Genomic DNA, 15,595 nt, shown 5'->3' with positions numbered 1-15,595 from the left:
CATCTCAGGTGCCGTGTCTGGTGGCGACGGCTCGGTTCGCTTGTTGGCTCGCTGTTGCTTCCGAAAGTGGGCGTGGCGGGACTGAGCAAACACGACGCGTTTGCGAGCTACGCGAGACCCGTCTCGACGGCTCTCACGGGATTCGAACCGGAGCAAGACGGTCGCCTCGCTTCGCTCGGCGCTGCGACTTGCAGGGTTCGAACTCCGTGCCCGTTCGCTCGTCGCGTCCGCTCCTCGCAGAACGGGCGTGGCGGGACTGAGCGAAACCGCAGGTTTCGCGAAGGTCGCCACGGCCGCGAGTGTGTTTCGAGCGAATGCGAGAAACCACGAAGCGGGCGTGGCGGGATTCGAACCCGCGTTCTAGGGGTTAGGAACCCCTCGCCCTAGTCCACTAGGCCACACGCCCTACCGGGTGGTCGATTGAGCGGTGAAAAATCCTTTCGTTATCACTGTGGCCCGCTGAAAACGGAGAAGTGGTCGAGATTACGTCTCGGTTTCCGTCGCCGTTTCGGTCGACTCGGCCGAGTCCACGGTGGACGCATCGGTCCCTTCTGCAGCGCCGCCGTCGCGCATTTCTTCGAGTTCCTGTTCGACTTCTTCTCGCCCCTTCTGGAACTCACCCATGGCTTCGCCAGTCGACCGCGCTAGTTTCGGAATCTTGTTCGCGCCGAACAGCAGGACGGCGATGAGGAGGATGACCATCATCTCCGTCGTCCCGGGCATCCCCGGGAACAGTACTCCGGATGTCCCTAACATTGTATCCGAAGGTTACGTGGTTGCTATTATAACCTTTTTGCTCAGGACGGCCTCCTGAGTGATTCACTGCCAGTGGGACTGACGCTGCGCTGACATCGGGCAGAGACAGGATATGTGACACAGGCGAGGCGGACCCACTCAGTCTGTGGAAACGGCCTCGCCGGGAACTGCCGGCGAGGCCCGACAACGGGGTGTGAATCGGACGGGGTAACGCGAGGCACCAGGTCTCCGACCGTTCCATGTCGCTGGTCTGGGTCGGCACGTCGACAGACGGACTACACCATGTCTACGGGACCAGATTGATAGCTGAGGGACCCAAGTGACACGGCTTGCGTGGCCATGTGCTACGTTCGTGGGCTGTCCGTCTGCGGGTTCGCACCCGCGGCACTGGCTACATCGCCCTGTCAATTCATTATCCGCTTGTTAATCTACTTCACAGCGGGAACAGCCCTAGCGAGATGCCTCCGCCGCCCGGGGATATAACTGCTATCGGGCGCTCAGAGATACCAGATGCCGGCCGATAGTCACACGATGGAAGTCAGGAGCGGGGAAGAAGTAACGATTCGACCGATCAAACCCGTCGGGGAGGACGTTGTTCGGGTTGACATCGAGGCTGAGGGGGTGTGGCGACTCGATATCACGCGTGAGGGCGAAATCGCCGATGTTGTCACGACCCGTGATGCCGACGGGACACTTGCGGACCGCGACCTGCCGGAGTGGATCGACGAGGTCACGGCGAAGTTCGCACAGTTCTAATCTCGCCCGGACTCGATCAGGTCGGAAAGGGTTTTACTCGCCTGGGTCCACTCGGCAGTATGGTCTCAGTTGGAGACGTTGCACCTGATTTCACGGCACCGATCGCAAACGGCGACGTTGACGAGATAACGCTGTCTGAAGCGCTTGACGACGGGCCCGTTGTGCTCGCGTTCTTCCCGGGCGCGTTCACCAGCGTTTGCAGTCACGAGATGAACTCGTTCCAAGACCGACTCGACGAACTCACTGAAGCGGGGGCGACGCTGTACGGTGTCAGCATCGACACACCGTTCTCACAGAACGCGTTCCGGGACGAACTGGGGCTCGAGTTCGACCTCGTCAGTGACTCAGGCCGGGAGATTGTCGATTCCTACGACATTTCGATGGACTTTGAGGCGCTCGGCGTCCCGAACGTAGCCAAGCGGGCCGTCTTCGTTATCGACGAAAATCAAGAAGTCACGTACGCCTGGGTCAGCGACGACCCTGGCGTCGAACCGGACTACGACGAGGTTATTGACGCCGCCACCTGACCGCGCCGGAAGGGGGATTTTTCGCGGTGGGTCGTCTGGGTTGTAGTATGAGTGTTGATAGACCTGATACCGGTGGCCGTATTTATGACCCCGAGGCGGATCACGCGTTCCCGGACGGGCGGCTGAACGCAGTTCTCGACACCGTCACGACTGACGAAGAGATTCAGGCGTATCTCGAAGCTCAGAACATCAACCCCGTCGCACGCAAGCGGTACAACGACCACGGCGCGAAACACATCGGCATCGTTCGAAACCGAGCGCTGTGTCTGTATGACCTCCTCAAGCAGGCCGGCGTTGAGTTCAACGGCGCAGCCGACCACGGACTCGATGAGGCCGATGAGGCCGTTATTATTGCACTTGCGACGACGCTACACGACATTGGGCACGTTGTCCACCGCGATTCACACCCGTACTACTCGATTCCGCTGGCCGCTGACATTCTGGATGACTTGCTCGATGAGTTCTACGGCATCCGTCAGGCAGTTCAGATAAAGGGCGAGGTACTCCACGCAATTCTCTGCCATCACACCGAGGAAAACCCACTGACGCTGGAAGCTGGCGTCGTCCGCGTCGCCGACGCGCTGGACATGGAACGTGGCCGTTCGCGCATTCCGTACAAGCGTGGCGGTCGCGGTATCGACACCGTTTCCAGCCAGGCTATCGAGACGGTGACGCTGAGCCTGGGCGACGACTATCCCGTCCTCGTCGAAATCGCGATGAACAACGCGGCCGGTGTCTATCAGGTCGATAACCTTCTGAAAGCCAAACTCAAGGACTCTGGCCTGGAGGAACACGTCCGTATCGTCGCGCTCAACACTCGGGAGGACGGCAACCAGATTGTCGAGCGAATCGAACTCTAAACCGGACCGACACAACGGTTTTGTACCGTGCTTCCCTAGCTATGTTCATGAGTCTCACACCCATGGATGAGCCACGGGGTGCCCGGGGGAGGATGGACGACGGCGACGCGCCGCCGCCCTCGCTGCTGGACCGGGTCAGGTACCGCGTGCGCTCAGCCATTGAGACCATTTCGTTTGGGGAGCGATGTTTTGCGTGGCTTGATAACCGTGGTCGAGACAAGCCACAGTCGAAGATCCACACCGATGGGTTCGCTGACGACGTTGTTGCGCCGCCGGAGTGCCCGTCGATCAGCGACCTTCCAACGCGGTCACGGCCGTTTACGTACCCGACACGGAATCACACGGAGAGCAACACTGTCGACCTCATCGCAGTCGAGGGCGGGGACCAGCTCACCATGACGCATCCGGACAACTCGGACGCGAAAATAACATCTGATATCTGGATGGACGTCGAACAGTAATCAGTGGAATCGTTGCTCCATTTATTATCGAGTCTTGGTATTTGATATCTTGACGTGATATTTTCGTGTTCGCTTTTGTGTCAAAGTTATCCAGTCGCAGCAGGCCATTAACGGAGCCCAGAGTGCGAAGCGGCAGTCGCGATAGTTGTTGAAACGAAGACGATCCTTGAAGTCTAGACTAGTGTGACCGTCTCAGGAGTGACAGATTTACAGACCGGTGTCGAGCGAGCTGGGGGACTTCTCGCTCGTCGCCCAGTTTGATGGACAGGAACAACAGGCCCAGTCGAGTGCTGTGGGTGCGGGAGCGACGACGGACTAACTGGAGACAACGACTAGAAATCGTACCGCGCGATGTCACTGGAGCCACAGGCCGGACAGGCCGTCCCGTCCGTTTCGAGGGTGGTTCCACAGCGTCGACCTCCAGATGTGACTGCTGTCGAGTCCCCACGACCAGGCGTAATCGCTCCATCATATTGCCAGACAGGACACCGGGACTCATATAATCGGGTAATTCACGGTGAAAGTGAAAACCGCACGACTCGACGCCGATTCTGAGTGTCCGTCAGCCGAGCGTCAGACGTCGCTGTCACACCGCCCAGCCCGCACAGTCACTCACTTACGCGCGAGCCTGCTCACGCCGGTCCCGCCTGCCGGACGCGTACAGAAGTGCCAGAAACAGTCCAACTGCGAACAGCCAGACCGCCACCAGCCAGAGCAGTATCGAGTGGCCCCCACTCCCGAGCATGGACTGTAAAGATCACTGTCGATACTTAATTAGTAGCACTGTATCGGGAGCGGATGCGGTGTCACACAGCGGATTGTGCCACCGGTAACTGTGAGGGCGGCGTCAGTCACCCCTACCGACTCGGTGCACACGAGGGCTGCGCTCTTGTCGGCTGGGTGGCCCCAGACGACTGTCTGGGGTACGCCCAGACATTTTTGTTCACGCCGCCGTAGCCACGCCCGATGACGGGAACAGCCGCAGCCGAGCCCACTGTGACGACCTTCACGTCGAACGTCGACCGTATCGATACGACTGCTGTCGTGCTAACGGAGACGTACTTCTACGCCGAAGGCGGCGGCCAGCCGGCGGATCGGGGAACCCTCGGTGGCGTCGAAGTCGTCGATGTCCAGCATCGAAACGGCGATATTGTCCACGAACTGGCCGAACCGCCGGCCTTCGACCCGGGCGAGACAGTCGAGGGACAGATTGACACGGCATTCCGGACGTACTGTATGCGTGCCCACACGGCCAGTCACGTCCTCTATGGCGCTGGTCGCCGGCTGCTGTCAGATCTCGGCTACGGGGGCTTTGACATCAGCGCGACGGTCCCTGACAACGCCGACGACGACTTCGGACCGGCTATCACCGGGAAGGTGCGGGTAGATTTCGAAACAACGACCGAAATCGACGACGAGACACTCACCGAACTTGAGCGGCTGACTAACCGCGCCGTCTGGGAATCCTACGACGTGACCTGGGAAGAAATTCCGCGGGACGAGGCACTGGGTCGCGACGATATCGCGTTCAATACGAAGACCGAAGAGGGAATCGAGGGCGAGACAGTCCGGGTCGTCACCATCGACGGCTGGGACGTGGCAGCCTGTGGTGGGACACACGTCGGGAACACTCGCGAAATCGGGCCCGTGACGGTACTCGGTCGGTCCAATCCCGGAGAGGGATTGACTCGCGTCGAGTTCGCCGTCGGCCCGCATGCTATCCGCCGGCGGGCGACCGAACACGAGCGGGCGATGACTGCCGCCCAGTCGCTGGATACGAACGTTGCGGAGCTCCCGGCCGCTGTGGACGGACTCCACTCAGAATGCGACGACCTCCGGGAGACGGTGTCGTCCCTCCGAGAGCGCCTCGTCGATTCCCGTCTCGCTGACCTGCGTGACGACGCCATCGAAGTGGACGGGCAGCGGTGGCTCGTCGGCACCGTGGCAGGGCTCGACGCAAACGCACTGGCCGACCGAGCGGAGTCCGCTGTCGGTGACGACGTCGACGTGGCCGCGCTGGTGGACGCCGACGGCCAGTACCTGGGCGTCGGGACGACCGGCGGCGTCGACGCCGGTGAAGTGGTCGATCAGGTGACTACAGAGTTCGGTGGCGGCGGTGGCGGGCGACCGACAGTCGCTCAGGGCGGGGGACTCGGTGCCGACGGGGACGAAATCGTCGCGTTCCTCCGGGACGAGTCAGTGACGGCAGACAGCGGCGACTGAGCTTACTCCCCGCGGTTCGGCGTCCCGCTGAACCGCGCAACCTCGTTTCGTAGCGCGTCCCGTTTCAGCAGTCCGAACCCGACGAGGATACAGGTGAAGCCGACACCTGTGTAGACCGTCGGCGTCTCGCTGAGAAACAGCAGTCCAGTGGCGGCGGCGACGACTGGCGCGGCGTAGGAGACGAGGTTGATTTCGATGGGTCCCAGCCGCTCAAGCAAATCGAAGTAGATGAGGAAGCCGAGGGCGCTGGCGACGACAACCAGATACAGCAGGGCCAGCACGGCCTCAGTAGTCCACTGAACGTCGGCAACCGATTCGGAGACACCGAAACTGATGCCGTGCATGAGCACTGCACCGAGCAGCATCGACCACGCTTCCATCGTCTCTATCTCCAAGTCGTCGTCGAACCGACGGGTCAGCACGCTCCCGAGGGCGAACGACGTGGTCGCAAGGAATACAAGAAACAGCGACACGGTTCGGGGGTCGAGGAGGTTCCCTGGATCGGGGTTACTGAGAACGCCGACACCGAGGAACCCGACAAGGAGGCCGACGATGCCCAGCGTCGTGAGCCGTTCGTCCGGGAGAAACGCACGCGCGAACCCGGTCGTAAGAATCGGCGAGAGGCTCACGACGATAGCGGCGGCGGCACTGGTGGTTCCTTGCTCGCCGACGAACAGGAAGATGTGGTATGCGGCGATCAGGAGTGAGCTGCCGATACCCACGACAATCCAGTCGGTCCGACTTTTCGGGACCCACTGGTCGGTAGCGTACACCGCGTAGCCGAGCATCAACAGGCCGGCGAGGTCGTACCGGAACGCCGCAAACAGGATTGGTGGGAAGTACTCCAGCCCAGCCTTGATCGCGGTGAAGGCGCTGCCCCAGGCGATTGCGAGCGCGACGAAGAGGATGGCGTTGCGGAACCGCATCGTCTGCTCAGTCGGCCGCCTCGCCGCCGTCGTCCGGCTCGTACGTCTCCGCAATCGCGTCGAGGGCCTCGTGATGCTCCGTCGTGTGCGGCGCGGTCAGCGGCGAGACGCTGACCTTTCCGTCGACGACGGCGCGACGGTCGGTCCCCTCAGGGTCGGGGATGTCGCCGTCGGCCATGTGCTCCCAGATGCGGTCGTGGAGCGTCACAGCGTCGCCATCCTGTTCGGCGTCCATCTCGTAGAGGTGGGACGGTCGGGTGACTGTCATCTGTGCGTCGCCCCACTCGGCGACGGGGGCGTTGATATTCAGGTAGTCGCACTGCTCGAACACGCCGGCGTCGACGGCGTGGTCGGCAAGGTAGGTTGTCGCTTTCGCCGCCTCGCGGTAACTGTCGCCGTTGGCCTCGATGTCCGCGAAGGCGGCGTCTTCGCGGACCGGAATGTACATCGAGACGGCCATCGCCGGCACGTCAAAGAAGGTGGCCTCGACGGCGGCGCTGACGGTCCCCGAGCGGCCGAGAACGTACGCGCCGAGGTTCGCCCCGCGGTTACAGCCCGCGACAACGAGGTCGGTGTCGGTGACGAGCGCTTCCAGCCCCGCCACGACGCAGTCCGAGGGCGTCCCCTCGACAGCATAGCCGAGTTCGTGCTCGTGGACGGTTACTTCGTGGGAAATAGCCCGACCGACCGCGCTCTGGTCCTCCGCCGGGGCGACCGCGGTCACGTCGCCGACCGTCGAGAGACCATCGTACACTGCCCGGAGGCCGGCGCTCTCGATGCCGTCGTCGTTCGTCAGCAGAATCGTCGGCTCGTCCATACGCTCCGTGGGGCCGTCCCCGAGAAAAGCCCACCGCTAGCGGGCCCGGTCGATGACCGTCTCGCCGTCGACGACAACGTTGTACGCCTCCTCGTCGTCGTTCCACAGCACCAGCGCGTTTTCGAAGGACAGCAGGTCGCCGTAGTCGGCTTTCCGGAGGTCCTCGTTCAGTATCGACGCCTCGGTGAGCACGGCGAAGTGGTCGACCTGCTGACTTCCATCGCCCAGCAGATACAGCGGATTTGCGCCCTCCCGCTCGGCGAGGTCGTGGCTGAGTTTCACACCCAGAAAATTCACCCGGTCGGTGACGTAGTTCTCGGCGTCGGCCATCGGCGCGTGGATGCCCCGGTCCGGTGTTACATCGTGCACTCGCTTGCCGTCGGTTCGCAGGACGCTGTAGGCGAACTGCACGTCCGTATTGACGAACTCGCCCGTCCCGCCCGCGGGGTCGTCGAGGCGTTGTTGCATGGTTGGGACCTCGATGTCCGGCTTGCGGTCGAACGACCACGACTCGCTGTTGGGGGACTGGTGAGGCCAGAGTCGCACGGTCGGCCCATACACCGTCGCCGGGCCGCCGTCGGCCACCTCGCGCTCGACAGTTCGGAGCTGTATGGCCGTGTTCCGGTCGGCGGGGGCCAGCGCCAGCAACGTCCCGTCGTCGGCAAGCGCCTCGACGTACCGGTAGAGGGTCGCCGCCGCGTCGTCGAGTTCGCTGAGGACGTTGCCGAAGATGATGAGGTCGTATCCCTCGGCGTCGGTGTCGCCGTTGTCGGTCCCTCCACCGCTGTCGTCGCCGACAAACGGCGACGACGGGTCGAATTCCTCGGCGAGCGCCCGGTGAATCTCCCAGCAGACATTCTGGCCGCTATCTGCCAGTAGGCTCTCCAGCACATCCGCAGCGGCGCTCGGCTCGACGGCGTGGTAGTCCAGCAGGGCGTCGTCGGGGAGCAGGTCACGCAGGGCGAGCGCCGGGCCACCGACGCCGGCCCCCACGTCCAGCACTCGAAGCTGTGACGGGAGCAGGCCGTCGGCGGCGAGGTCCGCAAGGACGTACTTCGCCACGGCGTAGTAGTCCGGCAGGTGGTAGACGGCGTAGCCCAGCGCGGTCAGTTCGTCGTATTCGACGGCCTGGCCCTGCAGATACCGCTCTTTGATGTCGCGGATGCGCTCCCTGAGTTCGTCACCGTTGTCGCCGCTGTGCCACTCCAGCCCGCCCCACTCCGTCAGCAGGTCGATGACCTGCTGTTCGTAGCTGTCGGGGAACCGGTCGACACCGTCGAAATCTACTGAAAGCCGGCCCTCAGGTGCCGGCACGAAGGTCCCGTCATCCTGCTCGACGATGCCAAGGTCGAATGCCTCCTCTCGGAGCACCTGCTTGACGACGGCGGGGTGGGGCTGGTCCTCGACGTATTCGTGTAGCTCCTCGGGGTCCAGCGGTCGGACGTTCCGGAGGTACTGGGCGTTGTCGCGTATCTGCTGGCGTGTGTCCTGGTTCATGAGAGTTGCTCGTAGAGCCGCTCAAAAGTATCTGCGTCGGCGTCGGCGAGTTCGCTAGCGGCGTCGGCGACCGCGTCTGCGCCGTCGAATGTCCGCTGGATATCGGCGTACACCCGCGAGTCGCCGCCGGTCACCTGCTCGACAAGGTCGAACAGGCCGGCCGAAATCGGCGTCTGAAACTGGTCGGGCACGTCCGCGGCGGCCATCGCGAACGCGAGTACGGCGGCGTGAGCGCTGGCCTGTACCGTTTCCATGGCTTCGTCGTGGTCCGACACCGTCGTCTTGAAGCAGTTGTTTCCGGCTGCAGCGATTGCGTCGACGACGGCAGTAGCATCGGGTCCCAACGCGTCAGCGACGACAGCGACGTTGCCGGGCGCGTTCTCGGGGGCAAACAGTGGGTGCAGGCTGAGTCGCTGGCCATCGGGCATCGCGTCCCGCATTGCTGCGATGGGGCCTGCCATGCTCCCCGTTACGTCAACGATTGCGTCCGTGGCACACGGCGCGAACTCGTCGATAGCCGTCTCGGCGACAGGCATCGGCACTGCGATACAGACAACATCGAAAGTCTCGGCCGCGTCGCTGGCGACAGCGCGCCCGCCGACCGCGTTTGCAGCAGCTTCAGCAGCCGACTGGTCGAGGTCGGTAAAGGCGACGGCCGCGTCGGCGTGGGTCCGGACTGTGCGTGCGAACCACTGGCCCATCGCGCCGGCACCAACGACGAGGACGTTCATCGGCCCAGCGTAGCCCGTCCCGTCTCAAAAGCCGTTCGGTCACACGCCTGCTCGCCGCGACACCGCAGGTGACGATGGCCGGGTAGACAACCGTCGAATAGCCCGCTGTAGTCCGGTTTCCCCCTCCTAAACGCTTATCTGTCGGCCCTGAGAGAACGGTGACATGAAGCGCGTTCGATTCCGTGATACTGGGGGGAACGTTCGCGGCGGTCGCTGGACCGTCGAGGACGGCGAGCCCGTCGTCACCGCCGCCGCCGGACCGTACGGCCGTATTGCCTTTGGCGACGAGTCCTACGACCCCGACGAGGTGGACATCCTCCCGCCTTGCGAGCCGACGAAAGTCGTCTGTATCGGGCGCAACTACGCCGACCACGCCGAGGAGATGGACTCGGAGCTTCCGGACCGGCCGATGCTGTTTCTCAAAGCCCCGAACGCCGTCGCGTCCCACGGCAAGCACCTCACGATGCCCTCGGGGAAGGAACGCATCGACTACGAGGCCGAACTTGGCGTCGTCATCGGCGAGCAGTGTCGGAACGTCAGCGAATCGGGGGCGATGGACGTCGTCGCGGGCTACACCTGCGTCAACGACATCTCCAACCGTGACGACCAGCGACGGGAGCAGAACTGGGTCCGCGGGAAGGCCTTCGACAACGCGTGTCCAATCGGCCCGCTCGTGGCCACGCCAGAGCACGTTCCGGAAGACGCCAGTATCGAACTCCGTCTCAACGGCGAGACGAAGCAGTCCTCCTCCCGCGAGCACCTCATCTTCTCTGTCCCCGAACTAATCGCCGAAATAACGTCGTACATGACGCTGGAACCGGGCGATGTCATCGCCACGGGGACCCCTGAAGGGGTCGGACCGATGGAAGACGGCGACGAAGTCGAAGTCGAAATCGAAGGTATCGGCACGCTCAAACACAGCGTCAAGATTCCGTAGGCGGCTGCCACACTAGTTCGGTAGTTATTCCACGACGACTGCGCCTCTCATCCCCAGGCCCTTATGCGGTTTACAGGAGTACAGGTAGGTCCCGGTTTCCGCGAAGGTGTGCTCGTAGGTGTTTCCTTCCTCGGCGACGAGTTCCGAGTTGAGCGGGCCATCGCCTTTTGAGACGATGTTGTGTGGCCCTCCCTCGCCGGTCCACTCCCAGCGGACGGTCGTCTCGGTCGAGATCTTCAGCGCCGGGGGGCCGAACGCGAACTTCCCACCGTTCCCTTCCACACCGGCGGTAACAGTTGCAGTGTCAGTGTCGGTGCGGTCGACAATGGTGCCGTCGAAGTTACTCGCCGCTGCGAGCCATTCATCAACAGTGTCGTTACCCGAGGACGGTGGCTCTTTCACAATAATCGCACCTTTCATGCCACCGTCACGATTGGGTTCGGAGACGTAGCGATACTCGCCGGTCTCCTCGAAAAAGTAGTGATACATTGTACCGGCCTGCGCGTTTGTCCGGCCGCTGTCGAAGGTATCATCGAGGGCGACCACGTTCTGCTGGCCGCCGTGCCCAGTCCAGTCCCACCGAACTGTCGTCATCGGTGGGATTTCAATGACAGGCGGGTCGAACGCCAGTCCGCCGTCCATCTCCTGCCCAACCCAGACCGTTGGCCGAGACTCGGGGCCGAACCTGCGGGGCTCGCCGTCGTAGCCGTTGGCATCATCAAGCCAGTCGTCAAGCGACTCGGGCGTCGATTCAGGCGTCGCGGTTGGGGTCGCAGTTTCCGTCGCGGTTTCAGTTCCGGTTCCGGTTTCGGCCGCTGGTTCTGAACTACTTCCCGAGGACACGCACCCGGCGGTAATGGCAAGCGCTGCTACCCCTGTACCTGTAAGAAACTGTCTGCGAGTGGAGGGCCGTTGCATAGCAAGCTAGTCGTTGTTTTTCGATGATAGAAAAGTCGGTGTGCCCTTTCCAGATTCTGGAAATGAGGTACCGACTGCTGCGTTATTCGACGACGACCGCACCTTTCATACCGAGGCCCTGGTGCGGTTGACAGGTGTACAGAGATACTCCGGTTTCCTCGAAGGTATGCTTGTAGGTACTGTCTTCCTCTGAAACGAGTTCTGAATCAAGCGGACTACCGTCGTCCGAAATAACGCTATCCGACTCCATCTGACTACCGTCAGTCGAGAATACATTGTGTGCTGCGCCAGCGCCGGTCCACTCCCAGATGACCGTCGTCCCTGTTGAAATCTTGATCGTGGGCGGGTCAAACGCGTACTGACCGCCATTGCCTTCTGCGCCAACGGCAACTGTGGCTTCAGACTTACCGGTGCGGTCAGTAATGGTCCCGTCGAAGTTGCCCGTTGACCCGAGCCACTGATCGATGGCAGGGTATCCTGAGGACTCCCGTTCTTTGACGATGACCGCCCCTTTCATTCCCTCATCGCGGTGGGGCTCGGAGACGTAGGGGTACTCGCCGACCTCGTCAAAGATGTAGTTGTAGCTCGTCCCGATCTGGGCGTTCGTCCGACCACTGTCGAAGGTACCATCAAGCGCGACGACGTTCCGTTGACCACCATGGGAAGTCCAGTCCCATGTAACGTTTGTCATCGGCGACACTTCGATGACTGGCGGATCGAATGCCAGGCCCCCGTCGGTTGTCTCACCGACCATGATCACTGGCTGTGAGAGGGGGCCGTACTTGACGGGCTCGCCATCGTAGCCGTTGGAGTCGTCAAACCAAGTGTCAAAGGATTCTGGTGTCGATGTAGCGGCTTCGGTCTCATTGTCAGTCGGGCCTGTGCCGCTTGAGGAAACGCACCCGGCGGTAACGGCGAGCGCTGTCAACCCCGTGCCTGCGAGAAACTGTCTACGCGTGGAGGGCCGTTGCATAGCAAACTAGTCGTTGATATTCGATGATAGAAAAAGGGGTGCCCCTTTCCAGATTCTGGAAACAAACAGTCGCCCTTTATCTGAGGGTGGTTTATATTCCCGACACTGACTGGGAGCGGCTGCCGGGGTACCGCAAGACACCGTGGGAACAATATCCCACAGGTTTCACGTCGATGCCCCGTCATATCGAGACCGAACCGTCCGCAGAACCACTTCCACCCGTCCCCTGAGAGGGCCCCTCCGTGGCATACAACGACGCGAGCGAGACACAGGCGCTGTTCGACGCCCTCGCCGACCCTGACTGTCGCGATATCCTCAGGGTGCTCGACGAGCCGTTGCCAGCCAAAGAGGTTGCCTCGGTCTGTGACCTGCCCCAGACAAGCACCTACCGGAAGCTCGAACAGTTGAGCGAGGCCGAGCTGGTCGCTGAGGAAACAGAGGTGCGTGCCGACGGTCATCACGCGACGGCGTACATTCGGGACTGTGACGGGGTGTTCGTCGGGATCGACGCCGACGGCGCGTTCGAGGTCGACGTGCTGCCTGCCGAGGAGCGGCCAAGCGACCGGCTCGCACTCCTGTGGTCGCGCGTCAGCGAGGAACTATGAACGGAGATATCCCACTCATCGTCATCGGATTCAAGACGGTAACAGTGTTACTTGGCGGGCTCATCACCTACTTCGCTGCTCGCGCAGCGTTGACAACGAGGGCGACCGGGCTCACGTATCTCGCCGTCGGATTCGCGACCATTACTGTCGGGTCGCTCATCGCTGGCGTCGCGGACCAGCTGTTCGGTTTACCCACCGATGCCGCACTGATTTTCGAGAACGCGCTCACCGCGGTCGGCTTCGCCGTCATCGCGTATTCGCTGTACGTCACCAGTCGCTCCACGCTGGTAACACGATAAAATCTGCCAGCCAGCTATCCGTTATTCGACGACGACTGCGCCGACCATCCCGAGCGCCTTGTGCGGGACACAGTTGTAGAGGTAGGTGCCGGTTTCCTCAAACGTGTACTCGTAGGTGGTTCCTTCCTCTGCGACAGCCGAACCCGAGTCAAGCGGCCCGTCGCCTTCGGACTTGACGTTGTGGCCGGCCCCTTGGCCGGTCCACTCCCAGACGACCGTCGTTCCGGTCGAGACGTTTATCGCCGGCGGGTCGAAGGCGAACGCGCCGCCGTTGCCTTCGGCTCCGACGGAGACGGAAACCTCGTCCTGGTCCGTCATCACGACCATGGAGCCATCGAAATTCGACGACTCGCCAACGTAGTCTGCGACCTCGCTCGGCGCTTCGGCGGTTTCCATCCCACCGCTGCTCTCGGTGTCCATTTCCTCAGTTTCAGTGGATTCCATCTCCTCGGCTTCGGTGGTCTCCATTTCTTCGGCTTCCGTCTCGTCGCTGCCACCGTCGCCGCCACTACCGCCGTCGCCGCCGGACCCGCCACAGCCAGCGAGGAGTCCAGCGCCTGATACGGCCGCCGTCGTGCGAATGAACGTCCGTCTGTCGAGGTCGTTTGTCATGCATTTAAAGTTATGACTGTGTACTTATAAGGAAGTCGCTTCTGTCGTTTGTAAAGAAACAATAATTGAGGTTTTGACCACCCCGCTGTCCCGGGATACCAACACAGTTCGGACGGGGATTGATGCGGATACAGGCATATACTGTAACTAATGGGAGTGTCCGTTTGCCGATGACTGTCTGGCTTCGCGGTGACCACCTCATCCGGCGGTCCGGACCCGTCGCTCGACGACCTGACGAACCGGTGCTTCTGATAGAATCGGAGTCGTTCGCCCGCAAGCTGCCGTACCACCCACACAAGCTGATTCTGCTGTTCAGCGCGATGCGACATTTCCGCGACAATCTCCGGGACGACGGCCGAACGGTCCGATACCAGCAGACAGAGACCTTTGAGGACGGACTGGCGGCACACTTTGAGGCCAACCCTGACGACACACTCGTGACTCACCGACCGCAGACTGAGTCCGCACAGGCGCGCCTCGAATCGCTGGTCGCCGAGGCAGGCGGAGCCGTCGAGTTTGTCGCCGACGACCGCTTCCTCTGCTCACCGTCCCAGTTCGACGAGTGGCGCGGCGACGGCCGCTACCGCCACGAGGACTTCTACCGGTTCATGCGCCGGGAGACGGGCTACCTGATGGCGGATGGCGACCCAGTTGGCGGCGAGTGGAACTACGACGACCAGAACCGTGAGACGCCACCCGACGGGTGGACGCCACCGGAGCCACCGCAGTTCGAGCCGGACGGCGTGACCGAGGACGTTATGGAGTGGGTCGATTCGACGTTCGAGGGAAGCTACGACGAGCGACCATACGGCGGTGACTGGGCCGACCCAGAGCCGTTCCGCTGGCCCGTCACTCGCCGCCAGGCCGTCCAAGCACTGGACCATTTCGTCACGAATCGACTCACGGAGTTTGGCTCGTACCAGGACGCGATGCTGGAAGATGAGTGGGCGATGAGCCACAGCCTGCTTTCCACGTCGCTCAATCTGGGACTCCTCGGCCCTGCGGAGGTCATCGAGCGCGCTATCACCGCCTACGAGGACGGCGATGCGCCACTGAACAGCGTTGAAGGGTTCATCCGGCAGGTGCTCGGCTGGCGGGAGTTTCTTCGGCACGTGTACCGCCGGGAGATGCCCAGTCTGGCCGAAGCGAACCAGCTTGGCGCGAACGAGGCCTTGCCCGACTTCTACTGGAACGGCGACACCGACATGGCGTGTCTCTCCGACGTGGTCGACGGGGTCCGGGAGCGCGGGTATTCACACCACATCGAGCGGCTGATGATTCTCGCGAACTTCGGCCTCATCTATGGCGTTGAGCCGGCACAGCTGAACCGCTGGTTCCACGCTGGCTACGTCGATGCCTTCCACTGGGTGACGACGCCGAACGTCGTCGAGATGGGGCTGTACGGCGCGGGCGTGTTCGCCACCAAACCCTACGCCTCCTCGGCGAACTACGTGGACAAGATGAGCGACTACTGCTCGGGCTGTCCGTACTACAAAACGAAGACCACGGGTGACGGAGCCTGCCCGTTCAACGCGCTGTACTGGGACTTCCTCGACCGCAACGAGGAGACGCTCCGGTCGAACCACCGGATGGGACTGATGTACAGCCACGTCGACAACAAAAGCGACGAGGAACTCGGGGAGATACGCGAGCGAGCCGAGGATATCCGTGAAATGGCGACCAAAGGCGAACTCTGA

General features: G+C 62.2%; 18 protein-coding genes and 1 tRNA gene. 9 read left to right on the top strand and 10 right to left on the bottom strand.

Features of this window, described 5'->3' with window-relative positions; genetic code table 11:
* Positions 1-332 precede the first annotated feature (332 nt).
* A tRNA-Arg gene (locus tag G9C82_RS03585) sits at positions 333-406 on the bottom strand.
* Between the two features lie 77 nt (positions 407-483).
* Entirely contained in the window at positions 484-723 is a 240-nt protein-coding gene (locus tag G9C82_RS03580) for a twin-arginine translocase TatA/TatE family subunit (RefSeq protein WP_004962460.1), read from the bottom strand.
* A 543-nt stretch (positions 724-1,266) separates the two neighbouring features.
* Here G9C82_RS03580 and G9C82_RS03575 point away from each other — a divergent pair.
* From G9C82_RS03575 to G9C82_RS03560, 4 genes are all read left to right on the top strand, one after another.
* Complete coding sequence (locus G9C82_RS03575; RefSeq protein WP_004962457.1) at positions 1,267-1,512, top strand: hypothetical protein; 246 nt, start codon at positions 1,267-1,269, stop codon at positions 1,510-1,512.
* A gap of 59 nt (positions 1,513-1,571) precedes the next feature.
* Positions 1,572-2,039, top strand: a complete 468-nt coding sequence (locus G9C82_RS03570) for a peroxiredoxin (protein WP_004962455.1) — start codon at positions 1,572-1,574, stop codon at positions 2,037-2,039.
* Positions 2,040-2,086: 47 nt separating this feature from the next.
* A complete protein-coding gene (locus G9C82_RS03565; protein WP_127013390.1) occupies positions 2,087-2,899 on the top strand; it encodes an HD domain-containing protein in 813 nt (270 codons plus the stop codon).
* Between the two features lie 62 nt (positions 2,900-2,961).
* Positions 2,962-3,360, top strand: a complete 399-nt coding sequence (locus G9C82_RS03560) for a hypothetical protein (protein ID WP_127013826.1) — start codon at positions 2,962-2,964, stop codon at positions 3,358-3,360.
* Between the two features lie 616 nt (positions 3,361-3,976).
* On the opposite strand, the gene G9C82_RS20850 is transcribed toward G9C82_RS03560, so the two are convergent.
* Complete coding sequence (locus G9C82_RS20850) at positions 3,977-4,105, bottom strand: hypothetical protein (protein ID WP_004962446.1); 129 nt, start codon at positions 4,103-4,105, stop codon at positions 3,977-3,979.
* A gap of 221 nt (positions 4,106-4,326) precedes the next feature.
* Here G9C82_RS20850 and G9C82_RS03555 point away from each other — a divergent pair, with 221 nt between their 5' ends.
* Entirely contained in the window at positions 4,327-5,583 is a 1,257-nt protein-coding gene (locus tag G9C82_RS03555; RefSeq protein ID WP_127013389.1) for a DHHA1 domain-containing protein, read from the top strand.
* Between the two features lie 2 nt (positions 5,584-5,585).
* On the opposite strand, the gene G9C82_RS03550 is transcribed toward G9C82_RS03555, so the two are convergent.
* Genes G9C82_RS03550 through G9C82_RS03535 form a run of 4 tightly spaced genes read right to left on the bottom strand, consistent with a single transcriptional unit; the run spans position 5,586 to position 9,554 of the window.
* Positions 5,586-6,509 carry a DMT family transporter gene (locus tag G9C82_RS03550; protein WP_127013388.1) on the bottom strand — a complete coding sequence of 308 codons (924 nt, stop codon included), beginning with the start codon at positions 6,507-6,509 and terminating at the stop codon, positions 5,586-5,588.
* Positions 6,510-6,516: 7 nt separating this feature from the next.
* Entirely contained in the window at positions 6,517-7,326 is an 810-nt protein-coding gene (gene surE, locus G9C82_RS03545; RefSeq protein ID WP_004962440.1) for a 5'/3'-nucleotidase SurE, read from the bottom strand.
* 36 nt (positions 7,327-7,362) lie between these two features.
* A complete protein-coding gene (locus G9C82_RS03540) occupies positions 7,363-8,823 on the bottom strand; it encodes a small ribosomal subunit Rsm22 family protein (protein ID WP_127013387.1) in 1,461 nt (486 codons plus the stop codon).
* On the bottom strand, positions 8,820-9,554 hold the full coding sequence (locus tag G9C82_RS03535; protein ID WP_127013386.1) for a prephenate dehydrogenase/arogenate dehydrogenase family protein: 735 nt from the start codon (positions 9,552-9,554) through the stop codon (positions 8,820-8,822). The genes G9C82_RS03540 and G9C82_RS03535 overlap by 4 nt, the downstream gene beginning before the upstream one ends.
* 163 nt (positions 9,555-9,717) lie before the next feature.
* Between G9C82_RS03535 and G9C82_RS03530 the strand changes: the two genes are divergently transcribed.
* Positions 9,718-10,491 (top strand): fumarylacetoacetate hydrolase family protein, encoded by a 774-nt coding sequence (locus tag G9C82_RS03530; protein ID WP_004962437.1) that lies wholly within the window; start codon positions 9,718-9,720, stop codon positions 10,489-10,491.
* A 24-nt stretch (positions 10,492-10,515) separates the two neighbouring features.
* Here G9C82_RS03530 and G9C82_RS03525 read toward each other — a convergent pair whose 3' ends face one another.
* Both G9C82_RS03525 and G9C82_RS03520 read right to left on the bottom strand, forming a co-directional pair.
* Positions 10,516-11,334, bottom strand: a complete 819-nt coding sequence (locus G9C82_RS03525; RefSeq protein ID WP_004962436.1) for a halocyanin domain-containing protein — start codon at positions 11,332-11,334, stop codon at positions 10,516-10,518.
* 157 nt (positions 11,335-11,491) lie between these two features.
* Positions 11,492-12,382, bottom strand: a complete 891-nt coding sequence (locus G9C82_RS03520; RefSeq protein ID WP_241244074.1) for a halocyanin domain-containing protein — start codon at positions 12,380-12,382, stop codon at positions 11,492-11,494.
* A gap of 242 nt (positions 12,383-12,624) precedes the next feature.
* On the opposite strand from G9C82_RS03520, the gene G9C82_RS03515 reads away from it, so the two are divergent.
* The gene (locus G9C82_RS03515) at positions 12,625-12,987 is read left to right on the top strand and encodes a helix-turn-helix domain-containing protein (protein WP_004962434.1); all 363 of its coding nucleotides are present in this window, start codon (positions 12,625-12,627) and stop codon (positions 12,985-12,987) included.
* Positions 12,984-13,286, top strand: coding sequence for a hypothetical protein (locus G9C82_RS03510; protein WP_004962433.1), 303 nt, complete (start codon positions 12,984-12,986; stop codon positions 13,284-13,286). The genes G9C82_RS03515 and G9C82_RS03510 overlap by 4 nt, the downstream gene beginning before the upstream one ends.
* A gap of 21 nt (positions 13,287-13,307) precedes the next feature.
* Here the strand turns inward: G9C82_RS03510 and G9C82_RS03505 are convergent, their stop codons facing one another.
* On the bottom strand, positions 13,308-13,898 hold the full coding sequence (locus tag G9C82_RS03505) for a halocyanin domain-containing protein (RefSeq protein ID WP_127013385.1): 591 nt from the start codon (positions 13,896-13,898) through the stop codon (positions 13,308-13,310).
* A 170-nt stretch (positions 13,899-14,068) separates the two neighbouring features.
* Here G9C82_RS03505 and G9C82_RS03500 point away from each other — a divergent pair, with 170 nt between their 5' ends.
* On the top strand, positions 14,069-15,595 hold the full coding sequence (locus G9C82_RS03500; protein ID WP_127013384.1) for a cryptochrome/photolyase family protein: 1,527 nt from the start codon (positions 14,069-14,071) through the stop codon (positions 15,593-15,595).

The sequence above is a fragment of the Haloarcula sp. R1-2 genome, from assembly GCF_011627385.1.
In the GTDB taxonomy this organism is placed as follows: domain Archaea; phylum Halobacteriota; class Halobacteria; order Halobacteriales; family Haloarculaceae; genus Haloarcula; species Haloarcula marismortui.
This window is presented reverse-complemented; position numbering and strand designations above follow the sequence as displayed.